Genomic DNA, 26,500 nt, shown 5'->3' with positions numbered 1-26,500 from the left:
TTATTACTTTGTACAAAATTACTATTCCTGAACTGATGCGCCGTATTCTAAGCAATATTTTTTCTTTGCTGCTCATTTTAACTTTTGCAGCATGTAAAAACCAATCTTCCAATGCAGAAAAAAAGGTTTTTAGCATGAACCTTGATCAAAATGTAACATCCCTTGATCCCGCTTTTGCGCGCAACCAGAATGCCATCTGGATGATCAACCAGATTTTTAACGGACTGGTACAGATTGACAGTTCCTTAAATACCTTGCCCTGTATTGCTAAAACATGGGAAATTTCGAAAGACGGCTTAACCTACACCTTTCACCTCCGCAATGATGTTTATTTTCATGACGACCCGATTTTTCCGGGTGGCAAAGGCCGTAAAGCTGTTGCAGCAGATTTCAGATACAGCTTTTACAGGCTTATAGACCCAAAAGTGGCTTCATCCGGGGGATGGATCTTCAGCGATAAGGTAAAAGACATCAATAGCTTTATTGCGGTAAATGACACGACTTTCCAGGTAAAACTCATGAAGCCTTTTCCTGCTTTTATGAACCTGCTCACTACGCAGTACTGCTCAGTGGTTCCGAAAGAAATTGTAGAGCATTATGGTAAGGATTTCCGTAGTCACCCTATAGGCACGGGTCCGTTTAAATTCAAGTACTGGAAAGAGGATGAGATACTGGTGATGTTAAAAAACGAACATTACTGGGAAAAAGAAGGCGACCGGCAATTGCCCTACCTGGATGCGGTAAAAGTTACTTTTATTAGCGACAAGCAGAGTGCCTTCATGAATTTCATTAAAAAGGACCTGGATTATTTTGATAAGGTTGATGGCAGCTACCGGGACGATATTTTAACCAAAAGCGGAAAAATGACCAGTAAGTACAAAGGCAAATTCAAGCTCAGAAAAGGCCCTTATCTGTGCACAGAATACGTAGGTATCCTGGTAGACACCTCGAAGGCCATTGCTAAAAATTCGCCCTTAAAATATAAAAAGGTAAGACAGGCCATTAATTATGCGATTGATAAACCCAAGCTGATCAAATATTTAAGGAACAGCATCGGCATGCCGGCCACCTCTGGATTTATCCCGCATGGCATGCCTGGTTTTGACAGTACAGCGGTTAAAGGTTACCATTACGAACCGCAAAAAGCAGCCCGCCTACTGGCCGAAGCTGGTTTCCCGAACGGAAAGGGTATGCCGCAGATTACCCTCAGCACTTCTACCACTTATAAAGACCTGATCGAATTTATTCAGGGGGAGCTAAGTGCCATAGGCATCAATGTAAAGGTTGATGTAAGCCCAAGTGCCAGTCTGCGCGACCTGATCTCAAAAAATGGGGTAAACTTTTTCAGGGGCTCCTGGATTGCCGATTATCCGGATGGCGAGAACTACCTGGCCATGTTCTATTACAGGAACAAAGTACCGAACGGCCCCAATTATACAGGTTATTTTAACGATGAGTTTGACCGTCTTTTTGAACAGAGCTATTACGAAAGCGACAACCAAAAGCGTTACCTGCTGTATCAGAAAATGGATAGAATGATCGTAGAATATGCCAACGTAGTGCCGATACTCTACGATCAATCGCTTGTGATGACACAGAACAATATCAGTGGCCTGCAGATGAATGCGTTAAACCTGATGATATTGAAGACTGTCAGGAAGGAAAATTAAGCGGTTATTTTAGTCCGCCACCACCCATTTGCCCAGCACCCTGCTGCTCGTCTTTCTTAAGGTCGTCGTTGTTGATCCCCTTTTTCTTTTTAGACTGGGCATTGTAGTTTATTTTTCCAAAATTATAACTGAAGTTCAACCCAAAGGAACGCAAAGGATAATGGATATCGGTGCGCTGGATAGCATTGGCGGTGGTATTGGTAGTTTTGATGTTCAGATCGCGGTTAATCGGGTTCAGCACATTTAATCCTATCGTAGCTTTTTTCTTCAGGATTTCCTTTTTAACCGCTCCTCCATAAAAATACATCATATCGGTTTTTCCCTGGAAGGTCCGTTTTGGTGCATTCAGCACACCCCATAGCTCGGTGCTCCAGCCACCAGGCAGCGCATAAGCAGAACGGGCAAAAGCAGTATAATTTAAAAAGGTACCGGTATTTATATTGTTCTCTGCATTGTTAATTTCGTAGGTGTTTAGCCCCAGGTTGGCCATTAAGGTCCATTTCGGTTTAGGGTTATAAGAACCGAATACGTTAAAACCGTAAGACTGACTGGTACCCACATTGATATAGGTAGTCAGGTTTTTACTTATGCCATTGTCAACAATTGGCCTTATGGCACTTTCTATTACATTCTGTGTATTGCGGTAAAACATCGAAACGTTAATTACAGAACCTTTTATAAAAGTGGAATAACCCAGCTCTATGTTATCCGAAAGTTCGGGCGACAGCTTCGGGTTTCCTTCCATAGGGTTAAACACATCACTTTCATTTCTGAAGGGATTCAGATAAAACAGGCTGGGTCTTTGCACCCTACGGTTATAACTCAGCTTCAGGGTGGTCATAGCTTTTAAGGTCTGCGAGATCACCATACTAGGAAACAGGTTAAAATAATCGTTGTCAAAATTAAACGTATTACCTGCCAGTCCACCTATTTTGGTATATTCTGCCCTTAAGCCGGCCTTAACCGTAATTTTCTTGCTCAGTTTAAAACCCATCACCCCGTAAGCCGCAGCCACATTCTGGTCATAATCAAAATCCTGTGCCGACTGGTCATAATCGCTGATGATGTTCCTGAAGATCCCTTTTAAGCCTGTTTCAAGAGTAGTTGTTTTGCTAAAAGGATAGGTATAATCGGTTTGAAGGGTATACTCATTGTTTTTACCTGTGTTATGGCCAAGTATCACCACATCAGGAATCCCTGCGCTGGTAAATCTGTTGGTAAAATCACTACCATTGCGACCGGTCGACAATTGTGCAGATACGCTAAACTCTTCTCCTTCTTTTTTACTTGTTTTACGGTAGTCTACGTTCCAGTCAAGGTTATTAAAACTCATGTCCATATCCCTGAAATTGGTAGAAGCAATGCCATTTCTCAGGATGTCTGAACTGCCGGGCCCTCCATTAGAGAAACGGTTCATTTTTACCGTGGTACTGAAGTTGTTATAGGCATTCACATCATAATCCAGGCCAAAGCTCCCATTGTAACCTACCCTCGACCATTTGGAATAACCATCCTGTAATACCGTATTGGTAACCCCATCTATAGTGGCACTGTTAAAAGTAACCACCTTTGAATTTTGCGGGTAGGCCTGGTTTAACCCCAGATTTCCATTTACGGATAAACGCCCGGTTTTGGCATTCAAACTAAAGTTTCCATTATTGGAACGCGTACCTACGGTAGTATTTATACTTCCGCTAACTCCTTCGGCGGTTTTCTTTTTGGTAATGATGTTGATGATCCCACCCGAACCTTCAGCATCGTATTTCGCAGAGGGGCTGGTAATCACCTCTACACTTTTGATCTGCTCTGCAGGGATCATTTTTAGCGCATCGGCCACACTATTGGCCATAGTTCCCGATGGCTTACCATTGATCAGTACCCGCACGGAACTTCCCCTCAGCTGCACATTCCCGTTAATATCAACCGAAAGCATTGGAACTTTGCGCATCACATCGGTCGCATCGCCGCCGGCATTGGTAATGTCCTGCTCGGCATTATAGACCAGTTTGTCTACTTTATTTTCTATCAGTGCTTTCTGCCCTGTAATCTCTACTTCCTTTAAATTACCTGCAATAGGGCTGATGTAAATTATCCCTGTATTGTGGTCTGGTTTTTCTGGCGTGGTTTTCACATTCAACGTCCTGGTCTTATAGCCCATAAAGCCGACCGTCAGTTTATATTCGTCGGGTACAACATTTTGCAATACTACCTTTCCTTTCGCATCGGTAACTCCACCGTTAACAGATTTATTGTCCTTCACCTTAATCAGGGAAATACTGGCATAGTCGACAGGCTTTTTAGTCAGAGAATCCATGATTATAGCCGTAATGCGACCGGTAACCGTAGATGTTGTACCGCCGCCCAGTGAAAATTGCGCGCTGGCATTAAAAGCAGTTGCTAAAAATATAAATAGTAAAATGATTGGTTTCTTATAAGTTTTCATACTACAATTAGTTGACGAAAGATAAAGATTGTTACAGCTCATCCGAAAATTCATTATAATGGGAAACTATCCAAACACTTACTGGTGCAGGCCACCGTTTTTAAACAGGTCGTAAGCCGTTTGATAATTGGCCATGGCCTGCTCAATAACCGTTCTGGACAATGGATTGGGTACCTGTTCATTGTTCTCCCGGTGATAAATAAAGGTCTCGGTTTTTTGCTGTGGCCCCAATATAACCAGGCTGTCCTGCTTTAAATATCCCAGCTGTTGGTAGGTACCTAATACAGCACGGGGCTGGTAGCCTGGTTCTAAAACATTCTGACCATACAGGTTACTCTCGTAATTCCAGCCCAGCAGGTCGAACAAAGTGGGGTACAGGTCTATCTGCGAGCAAAGCTGATCAATTGCTACTTTACCTTTTACCGGCAGGTTCAGTACAATACAGGGAATGTGATATTTACTGATGTCGATCTCATTTTTTCCCGCACTGGCCGCACAATGGTCGGCCACAATAATCACCACTGTATTTTTAAACCAGGCTTTCTTCTGCATCTTTTTCAAAAAGTCGCCTATAGCAAAATCTGTATACCGCACTGCGGCCTCCCTGTTCTTCACTTTGGCCTCAATTTTACCATCAGGAAAGGTAAAAGGTCTGTGGTTAGAGGTGGTCATTACAAAATTGTAGAAAGGCTTACCATTCTGGTAATCTTGGTCGGCACCCCTTATCACGGCATCAAATAGATCGCCATCACATATTCCCCATGCATTTTCAAAGGTTACCTGTTTATCCTGAATGATGGTCCTTTTGGTCAGGTAACTCTCGCCTACCTTAATGTTCCTGCCCCTGTCGGTAATGTCAAAACCATTACTGCCAAAATACTCATTCATGTTATCGAAATAACCATCGCCACCATAATAGAAAGTCCGGGTATAACCTGCCTGTTGAAAAATATAACCAACAGTACACAGGTTTTCATTTTTACTTCGCCTTACAATACTGCTTCCCGGTGTTGGAGGAATAGCAAGCGAGAGGGCTTCCATTCCCCTTACGGTACGGGTGCCCGTTGCAAACATATTGTTAAATACCAGGTTGTGTTGCGACAGCGAATCCAGTACCGGGGTTAAATGCTGTGTATTGCCAAAATGCCCAAGAAAATCTGCACTCAAGCTCTCCACCGTAATCATGATCACATTGGGTTTATACAAGGGTTTGTCACTCTTAACTGTTCTTTTTATCGAATGGCCTGTACTGACAAATGCACTGTGCCGATCCTGCAGCTGTTTTCGCATCAGGGCAAAAGCTTTATCGTCAGGAAGCAAGGCATAAAAATCCTTATAATTAAGTTCATTGTTTTTAAAGGCTGCAAAAATGGAGTAGATACCTGCTTTTGAAAGCTCGTTCTGGTAACGATTGGTACCAGATTCTGCAAAAGAATTGCTGAGCACCAGCGGATAAATGATGGTTGCCAGCAATAAAACACCAGATATTGCTATTCTTTGTTTAAATGGCATGGCCGACTGAAAGGTATACCGGAAGACCTTCTTTTTGGTAAACAACCAGAACACCAATACCACCAGCAGCAATATCCCGCTGATCAGTAATGGCAAAGGATACGATTCAATGATGTTATTGATTACTTCGGTAGTGTAAATGAGGTAATCTACAGCAATAAAGTTAAACCTGCTCTCAAATTCCTGCCAAAAAGTAAGTTCGGCAAAAAAAGAAAAGAAAGAAATGAGCAAGATGATAAAAAGCCCCGCATAAGTAAGGACCTTATTTGCTATGGAATTGGCCCATTTACGTGGCAGAAAAAGCAGGTACAGGTTATACAAGCCTGTTAAAAACAAACCTACAGCCAGGTCATAAACAAAGCCCAGCAGGTAAATCTGAATTACGCCTAAAATAGTAAAATCTGCTTTTCCAATTGAGATAAAGAGCAATACAGTCCTGATCAGGAAAGAGCTAAAAATAAAGACAAGTAGAAAAGAGAACAAGCTGCTATACCTGCCTTTAAATAATTTGTTCAGCATATCTGGTTAATTTAAGCCTGCAAATGTAAGCTTCAATTCTGTTTAAATACTGAACTTAGTCATTTTTTTCTGACAAAACTGTTTTTACTTAGAAAACCCGGAAATAAAGAACCCGGGCCAGTTATATTTGCTGAACCAGGTGCGCTGTTTAATCAAAAAAACGCTGAAAGCTGCGCTCTTAGATCACAATATTGACAATCCTGCCCTTCACTACAATTACTTTTTTAGGTGCCTTACCTTCCAGATATTTCTGCACATCTTCATTGGCCAAAACGGTTTCTTCTACTTCTTTAGCCTCTAAAGTAAGGCTCATGCTCAGGTTTAAACGGGTTTTACCATTTACCGAAACAGGGTAACTGAACTCATCTTCAACCAGGTAAGCCGGATTAAAGGTTGGATATGGTGTATAGGACAAGCTGCCAGCCTCATTGCCCAGCAACATCCAAAGCTCTTCACATATATGTGGTGCATAAGGTGAAAGTACCACCACCAGGTCTTCCAGCACCTGACGGTTTTTACATTTCAGATCAGTCAGCTCGTTCACTGCAATCATAAAGCTGGAAACAGAGGTATTGAAAGAGAACCTTTCAACATCATCCTGCACCTTTTTAATGATTTTGTGCAGGGCTTTTAGTTCCGCTTTAGAGGGCACCGAATCGTTTACATGAAATGTCCATGCTTCATTATGGAACAGGCGCCAAAACTTACGCAGGAATTTAAATACCCCTTCAATGCCATTGGTATTCCATGGTTTGCTCTGTTCAAGCGGCCCCAGAAACATTTCATACATGCGTAAGGTATCAGCACCGTAACTCTCTATCAGCACATCAGGGTTTACCACGTTAAACTTGGATTTGGACATCTTCTCTACTTCAACACCACAGATGTATCTGCCATTCTCCAAAATAAATTCTGCATCTGCAAATTCGGGTCTGAACAGCTTAAACTGCTCAATGTTCAGGACCTCATTGTCTACAATATTCACATCTACATGCAATGCCGATGTTTTATAATCTTTTCTTAAGCCATAGGAAACCAGCTTATTTGTACCCCTTCCCTCTTCATCAATTACCCGGTATACAAAGTTGCTCCTGCCCTGGATCATACCCTGGTTAATCAGCTTTTTGAAAGGCTCTTCTTCCTGCACGTAGCCCAGATCTTTTAAAAACTTGTTCCAGAAACGACTGTACAGCAGGTGGCCTGTAGCATGTTCAGCTCCGCCGATATACAGGTCGACATCCTTCCAGTATTTAATGGCTTCTGCTGAAGCAAAATCCGAATCATTTTTTGCATCCATATAACGGTACCAATACCAGCTGGATCCAGCCCAGCCGGGCATGGTGCTCAGCTCGTACTCGTATTCATCCTCATATTTCCAATCCTCGGCTCTGCCCAATGGTGGCTCGCCTGTCTCTGTAGGCAAATACTTATCAATTTCGGGCAGCAATAAAGGCAGTTCTTCTGCTTTAATTAAATAGGGCAGGCCATCTTTAAAATATACCGGGATTGGCTCGCCCCAATAGCGCTGGCGACCAAATATCGCGTCGCGCATGCGGTAATTTATTTTCGCTTTACCTTGCCCCTGCTCTTCCAGCCAGGCATTTAAAGTAGCCGTAGCCTCCGTATAATTCATTCCGTTAATGAAACCGGAATTGATGTATTTTCCGTCTTTAGTAGCATCGGCCTGATGCTCAATATCCTGTTGTGCATCCAGGATCTGCACAATTGGCAGGTTAAAATGCGTAGCAAACAACCAGTCGCGCTGGTCGCCGCTCGGCACACCCATTACCGCACCGGTTCCATAACCAGCAAGCACATAATCGGCAATCCACAGCTGGATGCGCTCACCGCTTACCGGGTTAATCACATAACTTCCTGTAAAAGCACCCGATACGGTTTTGGTATCGGCCATACGGTCCAGTTCAGATTTCTTTTTGGTCTGGGCGATATAACTGTTCACCGCATCAAGTTGTCCGGGCGTAGTTAAGGCCGCCACCAGCTCATGTTCAGGCGCCAGTACCAGGTACGAAACTCCGAAAATGGTATCTACGCGGGTAGTAAAAACTTCAATGGCATCTACACCAGCAGGCAATGCTTTGCTGACTGCAGCTTCAATTTTAAACTTCACAGCGGCACCGATACTTTTACCTATCCAGTTGCGCTGCATCTCTTTAACCGGCTCAGGCCAGTCTATCGTATTTAAACCCTGCAGCAAACGCTCTGCATAAGCAGAGATCCGCATGCTCCATTGCATCATCTTTTTCTGTTCTACCGGATGCCCTCCACGCTCAGAAAAACCATCTTTTACTTCGTCATTGGCCAGCACTGTACCCAATGCAGCACACCAGTTTACAGTGCTTTCCTTTAAATAAGTGAGTCGGTATTTTAACAGTTCTTCCTGTTTTTCCTCATCAGTCATAACAGCCCAGTCGCTCGGCATAAAGGTCTTTGTGTCTTCATCACAAACAGCTTTTACGTCGGCACTGCCCGAGGCATTAAATTTTTCTATCAGCGTGGTTATATCTTCTGCCCTGTCCGTTTCCAGGTTATACCAGGAGTTAAACAATTGCATAAAAATCCACTGTGTCCATTTATAATATTCCGGATCACTGGTACGCACTTCCCTGCTCCAGTCGAAAGAAAATCCAAGCCCATCCAGCTGTTTACGGTAAGTATTGATATTGGCTTCAGTTGTTAATGCAGGATGCTGCCCGGTCTGTATTGCATACTGTTCGGCCGGCAACCCAAAAGAATCATAACCCATGGGATGCAGCACATTAAAGCCCTTTAACCTTTTATACCTTGAAAAGATATCGGAGGCAATATATCCCAGCGGATGACCAACATGTAACCCGGCCCCTGAGGGGTAAGGAAACATATCCAATACATAAAACTTAGGTTTATTACTGGCATCAGCTGCCTTAAATGTTTTATGCTGCGCCCAGAATTTCTGCCACTTTTGTTCTATCTCTTTAAATTGGTAATCCATTATTGCTGTTCCTTTTTGTAGCGCGAAAATAAAGAAATAAAGGTTGTTAGCGAAACGGTTTTACAAAATAAGCCTTTGCAGGCTGCCTTCAGAAAAAGAGGTTCCTGATTTTACCAAACAGGAAATGTCTGGGCGTCTTGTTTTCCGGTGCATTGTAAATGCTGTGCCTGCCCGAAATAAAAAAGGAAACGGTACAGGCAATGGCTACATATATGCCGCAGGAAAGACCAAACAGTTCCATGGCCATTAGGCAACAGGCCAGCGGTGTTTTAGCTGCACCGGCAAAAACAGCTACAAAGCCCATTCCGGCAAGCAGGCCGACAGGGAGTGGAAGAAATACAGATAAGGCACTCCCCAAAGTGGCACCAATAAAAAAGAGCGGGGTAACCTCGCCACCTTTAAAACCCGAACCCAGGGTGATGGCCGTGAACAGGATTTTTAAGGCAAAATCAGAACCCTGGCTTGCTGTATTGAAGGAGTCCAGTATTGCAGGAATGCCAAGGCCTGCAAATTTATAGGTGCCGGGCAGTAAAAAAAGCAGCAACACCAGCACTCCACCCGCAAAAGGTCGTAAAGGCGGGTAACTGATCTTTTTAAACCCATGTGAAAAACCTTCTGTCAGCTTTACAAAAGCAATGGCGGCCAGTCCGAATGCCAGACCGGCGATCACGCTGTAGGCAATGCCCCTGAACGTTAAGGGCAATATAAGCGCTATACTGTAATGCGTATGGCCTACACCCCAGAGTTCAGTAACATAAGCCCCGATAAAAGCTGTGGCTATTGCCGGCAAAATTGCTTTTACAGGTATTTTTCCAAGCAACAGCACTTCTATCCCAAAAACAATTCCGGCCAGGGGAGTTCCAAAAACCGAGGCAAAACCCGCACTTAAACCTGCAATCAGTAAAATGGTCCTTTCGGCAGCATTCAATTTAAAAGGCTTGTGCAGCTGATCGGCGGTAGCTGCGGCCATTTGTAAGGCCGTGCCCTCTCTGCCTGCAGATCCGCCAAACAGATGGGTAACCACTGTTCCGGTCAGCACCAACGGCACCATTTTAAAAGGGATTATAGCTGCAGGGTTGTGTACCGTATCAAATATGATGTTATTTCCTCTTTCCACCTCTTTTCCCTTATGGTGGTATACAAACCCGATAACCAGACCCGCAAAAGGTAACAGATACAGCATCCAGGTATGGTTGTCCCTGAAAATGGTAACCAGGTTTAAAGCCGCCAGAAACAGGGCCGATAATGTGCCTGCAGCCACCCCAACAATCAGGATTAAAACCAGCCATTTAAAACCATAAGCAATAAAAGAAGCCTTAACTGTTGTTTTAGCCATAAATTATATCATACCACGGGTTAAATGGCTCATGGCAAATATAAAAGATTTTAAAGCAACCAGCCCGTTATCTGGTCAGGTAGTATTTTTCTGTAGTTTTTACAGTTGCACCCTCTACGTTGGCAGTAAATTCCAGTTTATTGGCGGTAAGGGTATTCACCTGTGCGGTATACAATTTGCCACCGTAACTAATGTTTAAGCCGGTTCCTTGCAGCACGGCATAAGTTCCGATGTAGTTATTGCCTTTCAGGTTTACCACTACTTCGTCCTCTTCATTGTTACGAAACTCTAAGTAATCTGATGAAACACCGGTATAGGTGACCAGTTCGGCCCCGGCAACACTGGTCTCAATTTTGGCCACCTGCCACTTGCCGGTCATATTTTTCTTATTGCTGGTATCTTCATCTTTCTGGCAGGCGCTGATGCCGGTAACAATCAATAATAAAGTAAGCGCGAAAGTAATTTGTTTTCTCATAGGGATAAGATTTAGGGTTATTTCATTCCGGTTTAAAACTTTTTTAACCGTAGTTAATTAGAACTGTAACGGAAAAAAAATGTTTTGGTACAAAAATGTTACACAAAATCTACCCACAACAATTACGGATATAGGAGATACTTCGCCCGTATAGCCTTAAACTTCTGCAATCCAGGCTCCCAGCTTTTTCTGATGTCAGCTTCCGATACTCCGGCTATGATCTGTTTTCTTAATTGATCGGTACCTATGCGCAGATCAAAGGGAGATACACCTGTACTGGCTCTTTCCTGACCAAAAAAGCGGGCTTTATCCGGATAAGCATTGTACAATTCAATTAACCACGATAAATTAATCTGGCGGCTCTTCCGAAGCTTGCTGATATCATAATTGCGAAGGTCAAGGCCATAGCAAACGGAGTCTTTGTGATTTGGCCGCTCACTCATTCCGGGAATACTTACCGGTTTGTAGGAAAATGAATACTTGCCTTTCAATGCAGGTGCTCCCAATATAGTAAATGGCATATAAGTTCCCCGGCCTTCATTGATCGCTGTTCCCTCAAACATACATAAGCTCGGGAAAAGCATTACAGCCTGCTGGGTATTTAAATTTGGTGAAGGATGTATGGGTAATACATAAGACATGTCATGGTTATAGTTGGCAACTTTTATAATCTTTATGCTGCATCTTTCTTTCAGGTATCCCTCGCCGTTAAGGTATTGTGCAAACTCACCGATAGTCATGCCATGCGTCATGGGTGTATAATGAATCCCTATGGCAGATTTAAATTTATCATCAGTCATTACCGGGCCGTCTACTACATATGCATTAGGATTAGGTCTGTCAAGAATCAGCAGTTCTTTGTTGTTTTCTGCACAGGCTTCCATCACATACTCAAGTGTATTGATATTGGTATAATAGCGACAGCCCACATCCTGAATATCAAAAACCATAAGGTCGATATCCGCCAGCTGTTCTTTTGTTGGCTTCTCGTTTTTGCCGTATAAAGAGATGATAGGAATGCCGGTTTTCGCATCTATCTCGTTGTTTACCACGGCTCCATTACTGGCATTGCCCCTAAAACCATGTTCAGGTCCAAACACTTTTACAATTTTAATTCCAAGGCTCTTTAAACTATCTACGCTGCTTTTTTTGCCGATAATGGAACTCTGATTTGCAACCAGGCCAATTCGTTTTCCTTTTAGATAAGGCAAATATTTTTCAGTCTGGTCGGCACCTGTGACAATTCCCGACTTTTTGGATGTACCTTGCTTTGACGATGCAATTTGTGCGGTAGATTTGATGTTGCTGATCGCCAGAAGCGTTAAAAAAAGTAAGGAAGTAAATTTCATCATTTTTAGAAGGGTTAAATTTCTATATTATCAATTAGTACTATGCAGGATGCCTCCAAACCGCAGGGTCTAAATTAGTAAATTTAACCAAAGTATCATATAGCTTGGGTGACAAGCAGGTTCAGCATTTCTTCCTTCTGTGGGATTAGTTACATTACCAATTAAAATATTGAACGTGATATTTAAATACGATTCTCAAAGCGACAGGAACACTATGGCCCGAAAATCGGTGTTATTTATTCAATTTATTCATTTACAAGTAAGGCATGTTTTTTTGCATAGCTGTAATTATATTGGTAATTTAACGAAATACATCCCTAATGTAGCATTTCATGAATAATACAAGCATTGCAGATAAAAAATTAGCAGAAATACAGAAGATCCTGGAAATTAGTCCGATGGGTGCTTTTCAGGCTGATACAGTAGGTAATTGTTTGTTTCTAAACCGGCAATGGGAAAATATCTCAGGATTAAGTGTGGAGGAATCGCTTGGGAAAGGTTGGATGAGCATCGTTTATGAGGATGACATTGTGCTTATAAACAATCTGTTAAAGGATGTGATGGCGGAAGGAAAAGAAATATTCGATTTTGTTTATCGGATTCATCATCCTTCTGAAGGACTACGCCAGCTTAAAGTGAACGCGAAATTTATTTTTGATGACTATGGTGTTATTTCCTACTACATCGGTTTTTTAGAGGACATCACAGATCGCACCCAAAGCGAACTGGCGTTTCAGGAAATCAAACAAAACCTGGAGCGCAGCAACCTGATTCTGGATGTGAGTCAGGAATTGAGTACCACGGGTGGCTGGGAATTTAATTTACTGACAGGAGAAGTGTTCTGGACAAAGCAGGTTTATGAAATTAATGGCGTTGATGAGCAGACTTTTGTTCCTACTTTTGAAGGCGTACTTTCGCGCTACGAAGAAGGTTATGCCCAGATAATGGAACAACAAGTAAAAGAGGCGATTGAAAAGCAAATACCTTACGATCTTGAACTCAGACTATGTACGCCTGCTGGTGTAAGAAAATGGGTTAGGGCCGTTGGTACACCCATTGTAGCAGACAATAAGGTGGTGGTGTTAAGAGGAGCCATTACAGACATTACCCAAAAGAAGGAGATTGAATTGGAACTACTTCGGGCAAAGGATATTGCCGAACATTCGGCAAAGGCAAAAACGGATTTTCTTTCGGTAATGAGTCATGAAATCCGCACACCTTTAAATGGAATTATTGGTATTGCCAATTTGTTGAAACTTAAACATACCATGGACCAGGAAGAGTATGTGCGTAGCCTGATCTTTTCGGCCGACCATCTGCTGCAGCTCATTAATGATATCCTGGACCTTACCAAAATAGAAAGTGATAAGCTGGAACTGGTTTTGGCAGAAGTGAACATTTTTGAGCTGGTAAGGAATATCAAAAATCAGTTTAAATCGCTGGCCGAGGCTAAAGGCATTGTGGTGAAAAGCTTTATTGATGATGATATTCCACAAAGACTGATTGCCGATCCGGTAAGGCTTGGGCAGATTTTGAACAACCTGATCAGCAATGCTATTAAATTTACAGAAAGTGGAGCGGTGACCATTACATTGAGCCTTGTGGCATTGACAGCTAACAAAGCTAATGTACATTTTTCTGTAAAAGATACCGGAATGGGTATTCCGGAGGAGTTACATGAAACCATTTTTGAAAGCTTTAAGCAAGTACAACAGGATGTGCACCGTAAACATACGGGAACAGGTTTAGGTTTGGCAATTACCCAGAAATTGGTGGAACTACACGATGGGCGCATTTTGCTTAAAAGTACAGCCGGCCAAGGAACAGAATTTTATTTTGAACTGAATTTTGATTTAGCTACTGACGAGAATTCGCCAGGGACTTTCAGGCCTGGGCCTGAAATTACGGTATACGAAGGTAGGTTAAAAGGTTTGCGCATTTTATTTGTCGAAGACAACCCAATTAATGTAATGGTGGCTAAAAACCAGCTGGAATACTTCGGCAGCGTACCAGACTGTGCTTATAATGGAAAGGAAGCCCTTGCGTTGTTAAATGACAACCAGTATGATGTGGCCTTGCTGGACCTGCATATGCCCGAAATTGATGGTTATGCTTTGGCGGATCTTATACAGCAGCAGTACCCCGGAATACACATTGTTATTTTTACTGCCGATATTATGACAGAGGTGAAATTGAAGCTGGCTAAAATGCATATTTTTGACATTCTGAATAAACCTTTTTCACCCGAAAGAATGTTTGAAGTGTTATACAATGTAGCTAAGAACCGGGGTGTTTTAATATGATATAGCAACATTGATGGGAACTTAAAAAAGCATGTAAATAGAAGACAAGAAGCGATTCAAAAGTAGCTTACTTCTTTATTCAAGAAACAGAAAGAGACCTGAACGACATGTGGAAATTTGAAGATGGCCTCTTTGGAACTTTAATTCTTCGAAGCTGTTGCTTTCAGGAATGCGGCAAATTCATCCGACACAGCAGCTGGTTTAAACTTCAGTTTGGTTGGATCTCCCTTCAACAAATGCTTGTACCATACCAAACCTGCCAGATAGCACCCTGCTTCATTTGCATGATTGGGATCAAACTGTAGTTTCTTGTCTTTCCCCCAGCTATAGCCTACATTGATCGAGTTTTGCTGTGAAGGCAGTGCAGGATAAACAGGGTTAGCATAATCAAATGCAGTATCTTTTTTAAAACCCCATTTGCTGTCGGTGGCAACCTGATAAAAAGCATCACCGGATGGGATAATTGGCAAATTACCGAGGTTCTTTGCCATAAGGTGATAGGCTGCCCTCGATTTTTCCCACATTTCTCTATTGTTTTCTGCACGTTTTTCTGAAGCTATCATTCCCCAGTTTACTGCATCTGCGCGGTAGGCCCAGGTTTGATGAACAAATACCTTCGCATCTGGCTGATACTTTTTAACCAGGTCATAAATTTTCGTTGCATAGGGCTGGTAAGTGCCTTCATCACCAGACAATAAAGAATATTGCTGCATGGTCACGATATCCCACTTTTGTGATTGCAACAGCTGTCTTAGTGATTGACCTTTATAAGCCTTACCCCTGTTGGTATCGATGTCATTTACCAAAACCGAATCCCAGTGGCGTTTTAAAGAGCAACCGCCCATTTCTGCCCTGCCTAAAACCAATTTTACATGCGCTTCTTCGGCCATTTGAGGCAAATAACGCGAGGCATTCTGTGAAAAACTATTGCCAATCAGCAATACTTTTAAAGTTTTGCCGGCCTGCTGTGCATTCAGTTGTAAACACATGGTTAATGCCAGTACTATAACAAGTTTGGTTTTGATTAAAATTTTCATCTATTTATAATTTTATACTCAGTTGAGCTAAAACAGCTCAGTGGTTTACCAGGGCTAATATTAGTCAATAAGTCCGAAAAAAAAAATTCAGGTCAATCAAATAATCAGGCAGAATTCATTATTTATTGGATTATCCATTAAAGATATCCCTGAAAACCATCACCTCAAACCAGGAAAGAAAATAAAAACAAACGATTTTACGTTGTAGCTTTGTACTTTAGTGGCTTATATTTTTTATTTTCGCAGAACATAAATAAAATTACATGGAAGAATTTGAAGTTAGCGATGCTTCTAAGAAGACAAAGACCATATACATTTCTACTATTTTCAGTATTGCCCTGGTTTTACTGATGCTGGGTATGCTCGGGTTGATTTTAGTGCATGCTAAGAACCTTTCTAACTACGTAAAGGAAAATATTGTTTTGAACATTATTGTGGATGAAGGCGCGAAAGAGACAGAAGTTCTTGCCTTTCAGAAAGAGCTGAACGCCAACCCAGCCATAAAAAGTACAGTATATGTAAACAAAGAAATGGCTGCAAGGAACCTGACAACTGATTTAGGAGAAGACTTTGTGAACTTTTTAGGTTACAATCCATTGCTATCCACTATTGATGTTTATTTAAAGGCAGATTATGCAAACAACAAGGGCATTGATGCACTGAAAGCCAATATTGGTAAAAACCCAATTGTAAAAGAAGTGATTTACCAAAGCTCACTGATTGATATGGTAAATAAAAACATCAATACGATCGGACTCATCATCCTGGGCTTTGCTGCTATATTACTGATCATTTCTATTGCATTGATCAACAATACCATCCGGCTGGCCATTTATTCCCAGCGCTTCCTCATCAAAAGCATGCAGCTGGTGGGTGCCACCCGTAATTTTATACGTAAACCTTTCATTTTGATTGCTGCATTACATGGCCTCATTGCAGCTTTTATAGCCATTTTAATTTTGCTGGGCATTCTTTATTACGCCCAGAAAGAAATTCCTGAAATGGTGATCCTGAGAAACTACAGCGAATTTGGCATTGTCCTGCTGGGCCTGGTGGGTGTGGGGATCTTTATTACCGCCATCAGCACTTCATTTGCAGTGAGCAGATATTTAAATTTAAAAATTTACGACCTTTACAGATAATGGTAGAAAAAAAATCATCTCCTGCAAGTCAGGATGCAAAAAATGAACTGGTGTTCAGCAAAAAGAATTACCAGTTGTTACTGATCAGCATTGCAATTGTGGTACTCGGGTTTATCCTGATGATCGGCACTACAGATATTTACGATTTCAGAAAAACCTTGCTGGCCCCTATGGTTGTTTTATTCGGGTTTGGATTTGGCGTGTATGCCATTTTAAAGAAATAAGCTCTTTTCATGGATTATTTGCAGGCCTTTATTCTGGCCGTAATAGAAGGGTTAACAGAGTTTTTACCTGTTTCATCAACCGGACACATGGTGATTGCCAGTTCCTTTATGGGGATTGGAAAAAATGATTTTGTAAAGCTTTTTGAAGTAGCCATACAGCTAGGGGCCATTTTAGCAGTGGTAGTACTGTATTGGAAAAAATTCTTTGATTTTAGCAAGTGGCAGTTTTATGTAAAGCTGATCATTGCTGTAATACCAGCCCTGTTTTTTGGCTATCTGCTTAATGATTTTATAGACGAAACTTTAGGTAATCCCGTATTTATAGCAGTAGTATTACTGCTCGGTGGAATTGTTTTGTTGTTTATAGACCGGTTCTTTAACAACCAGACCATCGATAAAGAAACAGATATCAGCAATGTAAATGCCTTTAAAATTGGGTGTTTCCAGGTACTGGCAGTTGTTTTTCCAGGCTTAAGCAGAAGTGCAGCCACCATTATTGGGGGTATGCAGCAAAAGCTGACCAGACATGCGGCAGCCGAATTTTCATTTTTTCTTGCCGTACCTACCATGTGCGCTGCAACAGGCTATAAACTTTTGAAGGGTTATCACCTTTTAAATACGGAAAATATAAAACTGCTGCTTTTTGGCAACCTTATTGCCTTTATTGTAGCCATAATTGCCATTAAATCTTTTATAGGCTTTTTATCTAAACACGGGTTCCGTATTTTTGGCTGGTACAGAATAATCATTGGTGTGGTATTAATTGCACTGTATTATTCGGGGGTTGAAATAAACGTAATATGAGGGAATTCAATTTTGTTGAGGGAGAGTTACTGCTCATCAATAAGCCCTATAAATGGACCAGTTTTGATGTGGTAGGAAAGATCAGGAACTCGCTGAAACCATTAAAGCTAAAGGTAGGACATGCCGGAACTTTAGATCCGCTGGCCACCGGCCTGCTGATCTTATGTACCGGAAAACTGACCAAACAGATCGATACTTTTCAGGCTGAAGAAAAAGAATATACTGGCACAATGGTGCTTGGGGCCACTACCCCATCTTATGATCTGGAAACGGTGGTTGACCAGGAATTTCCATTGGATGGGATTACTGAGGGTGCCATTTATGCTGCTACAGCGCCTTTTATTGGCGACATACAGCAATACCCGCCTGCCCATTCGGCTGTAAAGGTAAACGGTGAGCGCCTTTATGTAAAAGCGCGCAGGGGGGAAGAAACAGAACTGCGTTTGCGTAACGTTACAGTATCTGCTTTTGAAATTACCCGGATAGCCCTGCCGGAAATCGACTTCAGAATAGTGTGCAGTAAGGGCACCTATATCAGATCGTTGGTTGCTGACTTTGGGAAACAGCTAAACAATGGCGCCTACCTGTCTAAACTGGTACGCACGCGCAGCGGAAACTTTTTATTGGAAAATGCGCTTGAAGTAAATGATCTTGTTGATTACCTTAGAGCGAAAAAAGCATAGAGATGCGGGGGTATATCAAAACTAAAAAACTGAACTTTACCAAAAACATGTTTTTAATTACATGCGGTATTGTGTCGGCCTGTTTTGGATTAAAAAGTTTTTTACTGCCCAGTGGTTTTATTGACGGTGGGGTTACCGGGATCTCGCTGCTGATCAGCAACATCACCGGACTAAAACTCTCCTACCTCATCGTGGTCATCAATATTCCCTTTGTAATTCTGGGTTACAGGCAAATAGGTAAAGTTTTTGCTATCAAAACTTCTGTTGCGATTGCTTTGCTGGCCATTTTACTGATCGTTGCCCCTTTTAAATCCATTACCCATGACCCTTTACTGATTGCCTTTTTTGGTGGATTGTTTTTAGGTGGTGGCATTGGCCTGGCCATGCGCGGTGGTTGTGTAATTGATGGCACCGAAGTATTGGCGTTGTACATCAGTAAAAAAAGCACCCTTACCGTTGGCAACATTATCCTCATCCTGAACATCCTTATTTTTTCGGTAGCAGCCATATTTTTAGGTATGGACAAGGCTTTATATGCCATTCTTACTTATTTATCGGCCTCAAATACGGTTGATTATATTGTAAACGGAATTGAGCAGTATACCGGCGTTACCGTGATCTCGGAGAAAAACGAGAATATTAAAAAATTCATTATCCACCAGATGAAAAGGGGGGTTACCATATATAAAGGCGAAGGTGGCTACGGTATAAAAAAAGATATCGATATTCTATATACAGTGGTCACAAAGCTGGAAATGGGAAAACTGCAGACCGCTATCAGGCAAATTGATCCGGATGCATTTGTTATACAACAGCAGATTGCCGATATCAGAGGCGGGGTAGTAAAACGCCAGGCCTTACATTAAAGCATATACCAATGAACATATACCATCATTTTTCTGAGTTTAAAAGATTAAACAATGCTGTTGCTACCATTGGCACTTTTGATGGGGTACATTATGGCCATCAGAAAATTATTAAAAGATTGTGTGAACTGGCAAGGGCTACTGGTGGTGAAAGCGTGATCCTTACTTTTTTTCCGCATCCGCGACTGATCATTGACCCTGAAAACCAGGATCTCAAAATGATCAATACCATTGACGAGAAAGCAAAAATACTGGCCGCTTTGGGTGTTGACCATCTGATCATTACGCCTTTTACCCGCGATTTTTCTAACCTGAGTGCTGAGGAATACATTAAAAACATTTTGGTGGATACCATAGGCATCAAAAACTTAATTGTAGGTTACGACCACCGTTTTGGGAAAGACAGAAAAGGCGGTATGCCCGAGCTGTTGGCCTTGGCCAGGACCTATAGTTATCAGATTGAAGTAATACCGGAACAGGACATTAACGATGTGGCCGTAAGTTCTACCAAAGTACGCAATGCCCTGTTAAACGGGCAGGTTGCCCTGGCCGCGGAATACCTTGGCTATAATTTTTCTTTACACGGCAGAGTAATAAAAGGGGATAAAATTGGCAGGACCATAGGTTTTCCAACAGCCAACATCTTTATTGAAGAGACTTATAAACTGATTCCCTCTGATGGGATTTATGCAGTAACGGTGGACATGGAGGAACAATCTTTTAAGGGCATGGCCTATATTGGGCAGCGCCCTACGATTAATGGCATGACCCGTAATATTGAAGTCAATATTTTTGATTTTGACCGTGAAATTTATGGCCAGGGTATAACCATGACCTTTCTGCAATTTTTAAGGCATGATGTGAAATTTACAGGCCTGGAGGCCTTAAAAATACAATTGCAAAAAGATAAAGAAGATACCCTCGCTTACTTTGCCACACTGGAGTAATTTAAATTTAATGCCTTAATTATTCGGATAAAAGGCCTTTTTTTGCTATATTTACAGCAATGAGGTGTTTTTATGGTATCATAATGCTCGTTTTTATACAAGTGCTTTCCCTGCAATTTGCATTGGGAAAAACACACAGCGCATTAAAAAATAAACCTCAAAAAAAAACGGTCATTGTAGATACCTACCTGTACAAATTCAGCAAAAAACAACATACTACTGTTAAAAAGATACTTTTTGAAGATCTACCTTTTGTACAGCATACGGTTAAAAAACCCGGACTGGGCTGTTGCCTGTTTTCAGCAACACTACAAAAGCCTGGTAACTATCAATTGCTGACAACCAGGACATACGGTTGTTTTACCAGTAGCTGTTATTCCTTCATATTTGATCATCTATACCCCAAACATGTTTTTTGGTAAAACAATTATGCTAAACCCATTTTGACATAATATTTATACCCTAATAAAAATACACGTTTCTTATGATACACTTACCAGTATTGATTACTGATTTAGGTTTGATACTTGCAGCCGCAGGAATAACTACCCTGCTTTTTAAAAGAATTAAGCAGCCACTGGTTTTGGGCTACATCCTGGCTGGTTTACTTGTTGGTCCGCATATAAAATTTATTCCAACTGTTACTGACAATGAAAGCATCCACATCTGGGCAGAGATTGGTGTAATCTTTTTGCTTTTTAGCCTGGGGCTTGAGTTCAGTTTCAAAAAGCTGGTTAAAGTGGGTGGTTCGGCCTCTATTACCGCAATTGTTGAGGTGGTATTTATGCTGCTTATTGGTTTTGTAGCCGGTAAAGCGATGGGCTGGGCTACTATGGACAGTATATTTTTAGGGGGTATCCTCTCTGTATCTTCCACTACCATTATCATCAGGGCCTTTGAAGAACTGGGTGTAAAACACAAAAAGTTTGCCGGCCTGGTATTCGGAGTACTCATTGTAGAAGACCTGGTGGCCATTTTGTTATTGGTATTGTTGTCTACCCTGGCAGTAAGCCAGCAGTTTGCCGGTGCAGAAATGCTGGTATCTATTTTAAAACTATGCTTTTTTCTTGTCTTATGGTTCATTGGGGGCATATTCCTGGTGCCTACCTTTTTAAAGGCCACCAAAAAGCTGATGAATGATGAGACCATGCTGGTGGTATCGATAGCGTTATGCCTGATCATGGTATTACTGGCCGTTAAGGTCGGATTTTCTCCTGCCCTGGGGGCTTTTATTATGGGTTCCATTTTAGCCGAGACCACTCAGGCAGAACGCATAGAGCACCTGACCAAATCTGTTAAGGATCTATTTGCAGCTATATTTTTTGTTTCGGTAGGGATGCTGATAGATCCAGGGATCCTGGTGGATTATGCGGTGCCAATCCTCATCATTACACTGGCAACCATCCTTGGCAAATTTTTAAGCTCGGGTATGGGCGCACTGCTTTCCGGTCAGCCGCTTAAAACTTCGGTACAAACGGGCCTGAGCCTGGCTCAGATCGGTGAATTCTCTTTCATCATTGCTACCCTGGGGGTAACCTTAAAGGTAACCAGCGATTTTCTTTATCCAATTGCTGTGGCAGTATCGGCCATTACAACCTTCACCACCCCCTACCTGATCAAAGCCTCGGAACCATTCTATTTCTTTTTAGAGCGTAACCTGCCTAAAAAATGGGTAGAGGGCCTAAACAGATACAGTTCCAGCACAGCCGGAATTACTACTTTGAGCGATTGGAAAATACTTTTAAAATCCTATACCTTTAATACCATTATCCATTCTGTTATCCTGATTGCACTGGTTTTTCTGGGAGCTAAGTATCTTCAGCCATTTATTACGGGGAACATCATCAATGGAAATAAGGGTATCATCATTAGCCTGGTGGTGACCTTAATTTTTATGACACCTTTTTTATGGGCCCTGGCCATACGAAGGATTGAAAGAAAAGCCTATTCGCATTTGTGGCTGAATAAAAAATATACCCGTGGGCCGCTGATTGCACTGGAGATTTTGCGCATTGCCCTGGCCATTTTCTTTGTAGGCTTCCTCATTTTCCAGTTTTATAGTACATGGCTGGCCATTACCATTGCTGTTGTGCTGATTGTTTCGGGTATGGTGATTTTTTCAAGAAAGCTACAAGGTTTTTACAACAGACTGGAAAGCCGCTTTTTACTGAACTTAAATGCCCGAGAAGCCCAAAATGCACAACCCGAGATTTTGCCCTGGGATACCCACCTTGCTGAGCTGGTGGTAGCGCCAGAGTCTAAACTGGTAGGCCAGACGCTCATAGAACTTTCCATCAGGGAAAAATACGGGGTGAATATCGCCCTGATAGAGCGTGGCAAGATTATGATTCCTACACCTGGGCGCGATGAAAGATTATATCCCAATGATAAGGTATTGGTGATTGGTACTGATGCACAGCTGGCCATGATCAAGGAACTTTTTGAAGGAAGTGTGGATGAGCATGAAGAAGCGGCCAATTTCCCGAAGAAGGACATGACCTTACAAAAGATTGTGATCAATGCAAATTCGCCGGTATACGGACAAAGCATCCGCAGCTCGGGTATCAGGGAAACTACACAGGGCCTGGTGGTAGGAATAGAACGCAATGGTGAGCGCATATTAAATCCAGATTCGAATATGGTTTTTGAAAATGAAGATATTGTCTGGATAGTTGGGAACAATAAAAAGGTTCCTGAACTGCTGAAATAATTGTTTTTATTTGATCCAGTGGATATACGTGATCTTTCCTATGTGATAGGCAGAAAGCGCAAAGAAAAGCAGGGCAATACTTTTGTTGACAATATAGCTGCTTAAGGCAAACTTTTCCTGTATATACTGGGCAAAACGCGCAAAACCGTATAGGGCAAGTGCGGCGCCAACGCCCGAGCCAATACTAAAAACAGAAAGGGAAAGGTAACCGATATCGATCCATTCATGCGAGATCAGGTAAGTGCCTACAAACAGCCAGTAAGGGATTTGCATAGGGTTAATAATCCCCAATAACATGCCATACCTGATGCTGTCCTTTTTAGAATAATCGGCCTTGGGCATTTCTTTTCTGGACTTCCAGGTTAATACCCCCAATATCCCAAACATGAATACCATAACTACATCAATGGTGTTTTCGAGGTTAATTTCGCTCGACAGCCATTGTACAAAACGCATAACACCAAAGGTGAAAAGGATTTCTACAGTAGAGAAGGCAAAGATAAAATACAATGCCTGACGAATGCCCCTGGTAATGGTAATCTGAACCACTGTAAGGTTAATGTTTCCCGGGGGAATATAACCGACCATATTTAAGACAATTCCCAGAAAGAGTGTTAAAAAAAGCATGCGCGAAGATACAATGATTTCATAGGATTCATAACATTCGACAAACTTATGCTGGTTTCATATGGTCTTTTAAATACCTGGCCGTGTAGGATGATCTGGCAGAAAGCAATGCTTCCGGGGTACCTTCAAAAACAACATTGCCACCTTTATCCCCGCCTTCCGGGCCAATGTCGATGACCCAGTCAGCTGATTTGATCATGTCCATATTGTGTTCTATCACCAGGACAGAATTGCCTTGCTCGATCAGGGTGTTCAGTGCGATCAGCAGTTTTTTAATGTCGTGAAAGTGCAGGCCGGTGGTGGGCTCATCAAAAATGAACATGGTTTTATTGGCATTGTTTCCTTTAATTAAAAAGGAAGCCAGTTTAATCCGCTGGGCCTCACCGCCCGAGAGGGTATTAGAGGACTGGCCCAGATGGACATAGCCCAGGCCAACATCAACCAGGGGTTGCAGTTTATGCAGTATTTTAGGCTCATTGCTAAAGAAAGCTACAGCCTCTTCTATGGTCAGGTCCAGTATATCTGCTACATTTTTATCCTGGTAGGTTACATCCAGTACCTGCTGCTTAAATCTTCTGCCGCCACAGGTTTCGCAGGGCAGGTAAATATCGGCCATAAACTGCATTTCTATCTTCACCTCTCCTTCTCCCTGGCAAACATCACAGCGCCCGCCTTCCACATTAAAAGAAAAGGCAGCTGGTTTCAGACCTGCAGCTTTTGAGGCGGGCAGGGCCGAAAACAAGGCCCTTACATCATCCCATGCCTTAACATAAGTAACGGGGTTTGACCTGGACGAACGGCCAATAGGATTCTGATCTACCATTTCCACCTGGCTCACCAGGTCGTAATTGCCATAAATACCATCGCATGCACCGGTCTGCTCACCGGAATAGTTGCCTATCGCTTTTTGCAAGGCAGGATAAAAGATTTTTTTGATCAGACTGGTTTTTCCGGAGCCCGAAACACCACTGACTACTGTAAATATACCCAGTGGGATTTTTACATCAATGTTTTTAAGGTTGTTCTCTCTTGCCCCTTTAATTAAAACATGGTCTTTCCAGGCTCTGCGCTTGGCAGGGATGGCTATTTTTTCGGCACCTGAAAGGTAACGGCCGGTTAAACTGTCTTTATCCTTTATAATTTCTTTATAAGTACCACTGAATACGAGGTTGCCCCCATGCGTGCCTGCCTCGGGGCCTATGTCAATGATGTGATCGGCAGCCTTCATCATTTCTTCTTCATGCTCTACAACCAACACAGTATTGCCCACATTACGGAGGGCCTGCAGTACTTCTATCAGCTTATTGGTATCCCTGGGATGCAGGCCTATACTGGGCTCGTCCAGCACGTAAATGGAGCCCACCAGACTGCTGCCTAAAGAAGTGGCCAGATTAATTCGTTGCGATTCTCCTCCCGAAAGGGTATTGGAAAGACGGTTTAAAGTCAGGTAGCCCAGGCCCACATTGTTTAGATACAGTACCCTGTTTACAATCTCGGCCAGTAAGCGTTTGGAGATCTTTTGCTCTGTATCAGAAAGTTTCAGGTTTTCAAAAAAATCAAGTATGGTAGCCAATGGCATCAGTACCACATCCATGATAGATTTATTTTCTATTTTAACATAGGCAGCATCCTTGCGCAACCTTGACCCTTTACAATCCGGACAGATGGTTTTTCCTCTGTACCTCGAAAGCATTACCCGGTACTGGATTTTATAGGTCTGCTCTTCCAGCTCTTTAAAAAAATCATCCAGTCCGCCAAAATACTTGTTGCCTGCCCAGATCAGTTTCTGTTCCTTTTCTGTAAGCTCGCTATAAGGGCGGTGGATCGGGAAGTCAAATTTCTCGGCATTTCTGACCAGTTTGTTCAGCCATTCGCGCATTTTTTCTCCCCGCCAGGGTGCAATAGCATTATCGTAAACACTTTTACTCTTATCGGGGATCACCAGATCTTCATCTATACCGATCACGCTGCCATACCCTTCGCACCTTTTACAGGCACCATAAGGATTGTTGAAACTAAAAAAATTAGGCGTGGGCTCTTCAAAGCGGATCCCATCCAGTTCGAACCTATCGCAGAAATGGTTTGACTTCCCCTCGTGTTCTACATAACAATCGCCTTTTCCTTCAAAAAATGCAGTTTGTACAGAATCGGCAATACGGCTTAACGTTTCTTCTTCTGGGTTGACTACAATGCGGTCGATCAATATCTGCACAGTTTGTTCATCCTTAAGTTCAAAATCCTTAAAATCCTTATCTTCCAGGATATCCTCTATTTTAAGTACCTTCTTTTTATAGGAAACCCTGAGGAAACCCTTTTGTAAAAGCACCGCCAGCTCTTCTTTTAAGGACCTGTTGTTGTGTGGGAATAAGGGGCAAAAGATGGTAACCACACTTTCATTGCCCAGTGCAGATATAAAATCAACAACAGTGGTAACAGTATCTCTTTTTACAACTTTGCCCGATTGCGGCGAATAGGTTTTGCCGATCCTGGAAAAAAGGAGTTTCAGATAGTCGTATATTTCTGTTGAAGTACCAATGGTGGAGCGCGGGTTGGAGGTGATCACTTTTTGTTCAATTGCTATTGCCGGTGCTATCCCTTTAATATAATCCACATCGGGCTTGTTCATCCTTCCCATAAACTGCCTGGCATATGAAGACAAACTCTCTACATAGCGGCGCTGCCCCTCTGCATACAAAGTATCGAAAGCCAGCGAAGACTTGCCCGAGCCCGACATTCCGGTAATCACCACCAGTTTATTTTTAGGTATGGCAACATCTATATTTTTAAGATTATGAACTCTGGCACCTTTTATGATAATGTTTGTATGTGGATCTTTATTGATTTCTTTATTCATTGATTTCCGG

18 protein-coding genes are annotated in these 26,500 nt (G+C 42.2%); 9 read left to right on the top strand and 9 right to left on the bottom strand.

What is annotated here, in order from left to right; translation table 11 throughout:
• Positions 1 to 8: 8 nt before the first annotated feature.
• A complete protein-coding gene (locus tag HDC92_RS18190) occupies positions 9 to 1,670 on the top strand; it encodes an ABC transporter substrate-binding protein (protein ID WP_317618102.1) in 1,662 nt (553 codons plus the stop codon).
• A 4-nt stretch (positions 1,671 to 1,674) separates the two neighbouring features.
• Here HDC92_RS18190 and HDC92_RS18185 read toward each other — a convergent pair whose 3' ends face one another.
• From HDC92_RS18185 to HDC92_RS18160, 6 genes are all read right to left on the bottom strand, one after another.
• Positions 1,675 to 4,113 carry a TonB-dependent receptor domain-containing protein gene (locus HDC92_RS18185; protein WP_183876569.1) on the bottom strand — a complete coding sequence of 813 codons (2,439 nt, stop codon included), beginning with the start codon at positions 4,111 to 4,113 and terminating at the stop codon, positions 1,675 to 1,677.
• Between the two features lie 78 nt (positions 4,114 to 4,191).
• Positions 4,192 to 6,144: an LTA synthase family protein gene (locus HDC92_RS18180; protein WP_183876568.1), complete on the bottom strand. Its 1,953-nt coding sequence runs from the start codon at positions 6,142 to 6,144 to the stop codon at positions 4,192 to 4,194.
• A 178-nt stretch (positions 6,145 to 6,322) separates the two neighbouring features.
• Complete coding sequence (leuS, locus tag HDC92_RS18175; RefSeq protein WP_183876567.1) at positions 6,323 to 9,133, bottom strand: leucine--tRNA ligase; 2,811 nt, start codon at positions 9,131 to 9,133, stop codon at positions 6,323 to 6,325.
• Between the two features lie 88 nt (positions 9,134 to 9,221).
• Entirely contained in the window at positions 9,222 to 10,469 is a 1,248-nt protein-coding gene (locus tag HDC92_RS18170) for a chloride channel protein (protein WP_183876566.1), read from the bottom strand.
• A 67-nt stretch (positions 10,470 to 10,536) separates the two neighbouring features.
• The gene (locus HDC92_RS18165) at positions 10,537 to 10,944 is read right to left on the bottom strand and encodes a lipocalin family protein (RefSeq protein ID WP_183876565.1); all 408 of its coding nucleotides are present in this window, start codon (positions 10,942 to 10,944) and stop codon (positions 10,537 to 10,539) included.
• A gap of 122 nt (positions 10,945 to 11,066) precedes the next feature.
• Positions 11,067 to 12,296: an exo-beta-N-acetylmuramidase NamZ domain-containing protein gene (locus HDC92_RS18160; protein ID WP_015809341.1), complete on the bottom strand. Its 1,230-nt coding sequence runs from the start codon at positions 12,294 to 12,296 to the stop codon at positions 11,067 to 11,069.
• Between the two features lie 329 nt (positions 12,297 to 12,625).
• On the opposite strand from HDC92_RS18160, the gene HDC92_RS18155 reads away from it, so the two are divergent.
• Positions 12,626 to 14,596, top strand: coding sequence for an ATP-binding protein (locus tag HDC92_RS18155; protein WP_183876564.1), 1,971 nt, complete (start codon positions 12,626 to 12,628; stop codon positions 14,594 to 14,596).
• Positions 14,597 to 14,736: 140 nt separating this feature from the next.
• On the opposite strand, the gene HDC92_RS18150 is transcribed toward HDC92_RS18155, so the two are convergent.
• Positions 14,737 to 15,633, bottom strand: coding sequence for a DUF4886 domain-containing protein (locus tag HDC92_RS18150; RefSeq protein ID WP_183876563.1), 897 nt, complete (start codon positions 15,631 to 15,633; stop codon positions 14,737 to 14,739).
• Between the two features lie 263 nt (positions 15,634 to 15,896).
• On the opposite strand from HDC92_RS18150, the gene HDC92_RS18145 reads away from it, so the two are divergent.
• The 7 genes from HDC92_RS18145 (at position 15,897) to HDC92_RS18115 (ending at position 23,009) form a co-directional block, all read left to right on the top strand.
• Positions 15,897 to 16,775, top strand: a complete 879-nt coding sequence (locus tag HDC92_RS18145; RefSeq protein ID WP_015809344.1) for a cell division protein FtsX — start codon at positions 15,897 to 15,899, stop codon at positions 16,773 to 16,775.
• Positions 16,775 to 16,999 carry a DUF3098 domain-containing protein gene (locus HDC92_RS18140; RefSeq protein ID WP_015809345.1) on the top strand — a complete coding sequence of 75 codons (225 nt, stop codon included), beginning with the start codon at positions 16,775 to 16,777 and terminating at the stop codon, positions 16,997 to 16,999. Before HDC92_RS18145 ends, HDC92_RS18140 begins: the two co-directional genes overlap by 1 nt.
• Positions 17,000 to 17,008: 9 nt before the next feature.
• Entirely contained in the window at positions 17,009 to 17,803 is a 795-nt protein-coding gene (locus tag HDC92_RS18135; RefSeq protein ID WP_183876562.1) for an undecaprenyl-diphosphate phosphatase, read from the top strand.
• A complete protein-coding gene (gene truB, locus HDC92_RS18130; RefSeq protein WP_015809347.1) occupies positions 17,800 to 18,486 on the top strand; it encodes a tRNA pseudouridine(55) synthase TruB in 687 nt (228 codons plus the stop codon). Before HDC92_RS18135 ends, truB begins: the two co-directional genes overlap by 4 nt.
• A gap of 47 nt (positions 18,487 to 18,533) precedes the next feature.
• A complete protein-coding gene (locus tag HDC92_RS18125; protein ID WP_238326498.1) occupies positions 18,534 to 19,352 on the top strand; it encodes a YitT family protein in 819 nt (272 codons plus the stop codon).
• An 11-nt stretch (positions 19,353 to 19,363) separates the two neighbouring features.
• A complete protein-coding gene (locus HDC92_RS18120; protein WP_183876560.1) occupies positions 19,364 to 20,299 on the top strand; it encodes a bifunctional riboflavin kinase/FAD synthetase in 936 nt (311 codons plus the stop codon).
• 484 nt (positions 20,300 to 20,783) lie between these two features.
• A complete protein-coding gene (locus HDC92_RS18115) occupies positions 20,784 to 23,009 on the top strand; it encodes a cation:proton antiporter (RefSeq protein WP_015809351.1) in 2,226 nt (741 codons plus the stop codon).
• A 6-nt stretch (positions 23,010 to 23,015) separates the two neighbouring features.
• Here the strand turns inward: HDC92_RS18115 and HDC92_RS18110 are convergent, their stop codons facing one another.
• Both HDC92_RS18110 and uvrA read right to left on the bottom strand, forming a co-directional pair.
• On the bottom strand, positions 23,016 to 23,597 hold the full coding sequence (locus HDC92_RS18110; protein WP_255484584.1) for a LysE family transporter: 582 nt from the start codon (positions 23,595 to 23,597) through the stop codon (positions 23,016 to 23,018).
• An 85-nt stretch (positions 23,598 to 23,682) separates the two neighbouring features.
• A complete protein-coding gene (gene uvrA, locus HDC92_RS18105; protein WP_183876558.1) occupies positions 23,683 to 26,490 on the bottom strand; it encodes an excinuclease ABC subunit UvrA in 2,808 nt (935 codons plus the stop codon).
• Between the last annotated feature and the right edge of the window lie 10 nt (positions 26,491 to 26,500).

This window comes from Pedobacter sp. AK017, from assembly GCF_014200825.1.
Lineage (GTDB): Bacteria > Bacteroidota > Bacteroidia > Sphingobacteriales > Sphingobacteriaceae > Pedobacter > Pedobacter heparinus.
The sequence above is the reverse complement of the archived record's forward strand: the minus strand, read 5'-3'. Positions and strand labels throughout refer to the sequence as shown.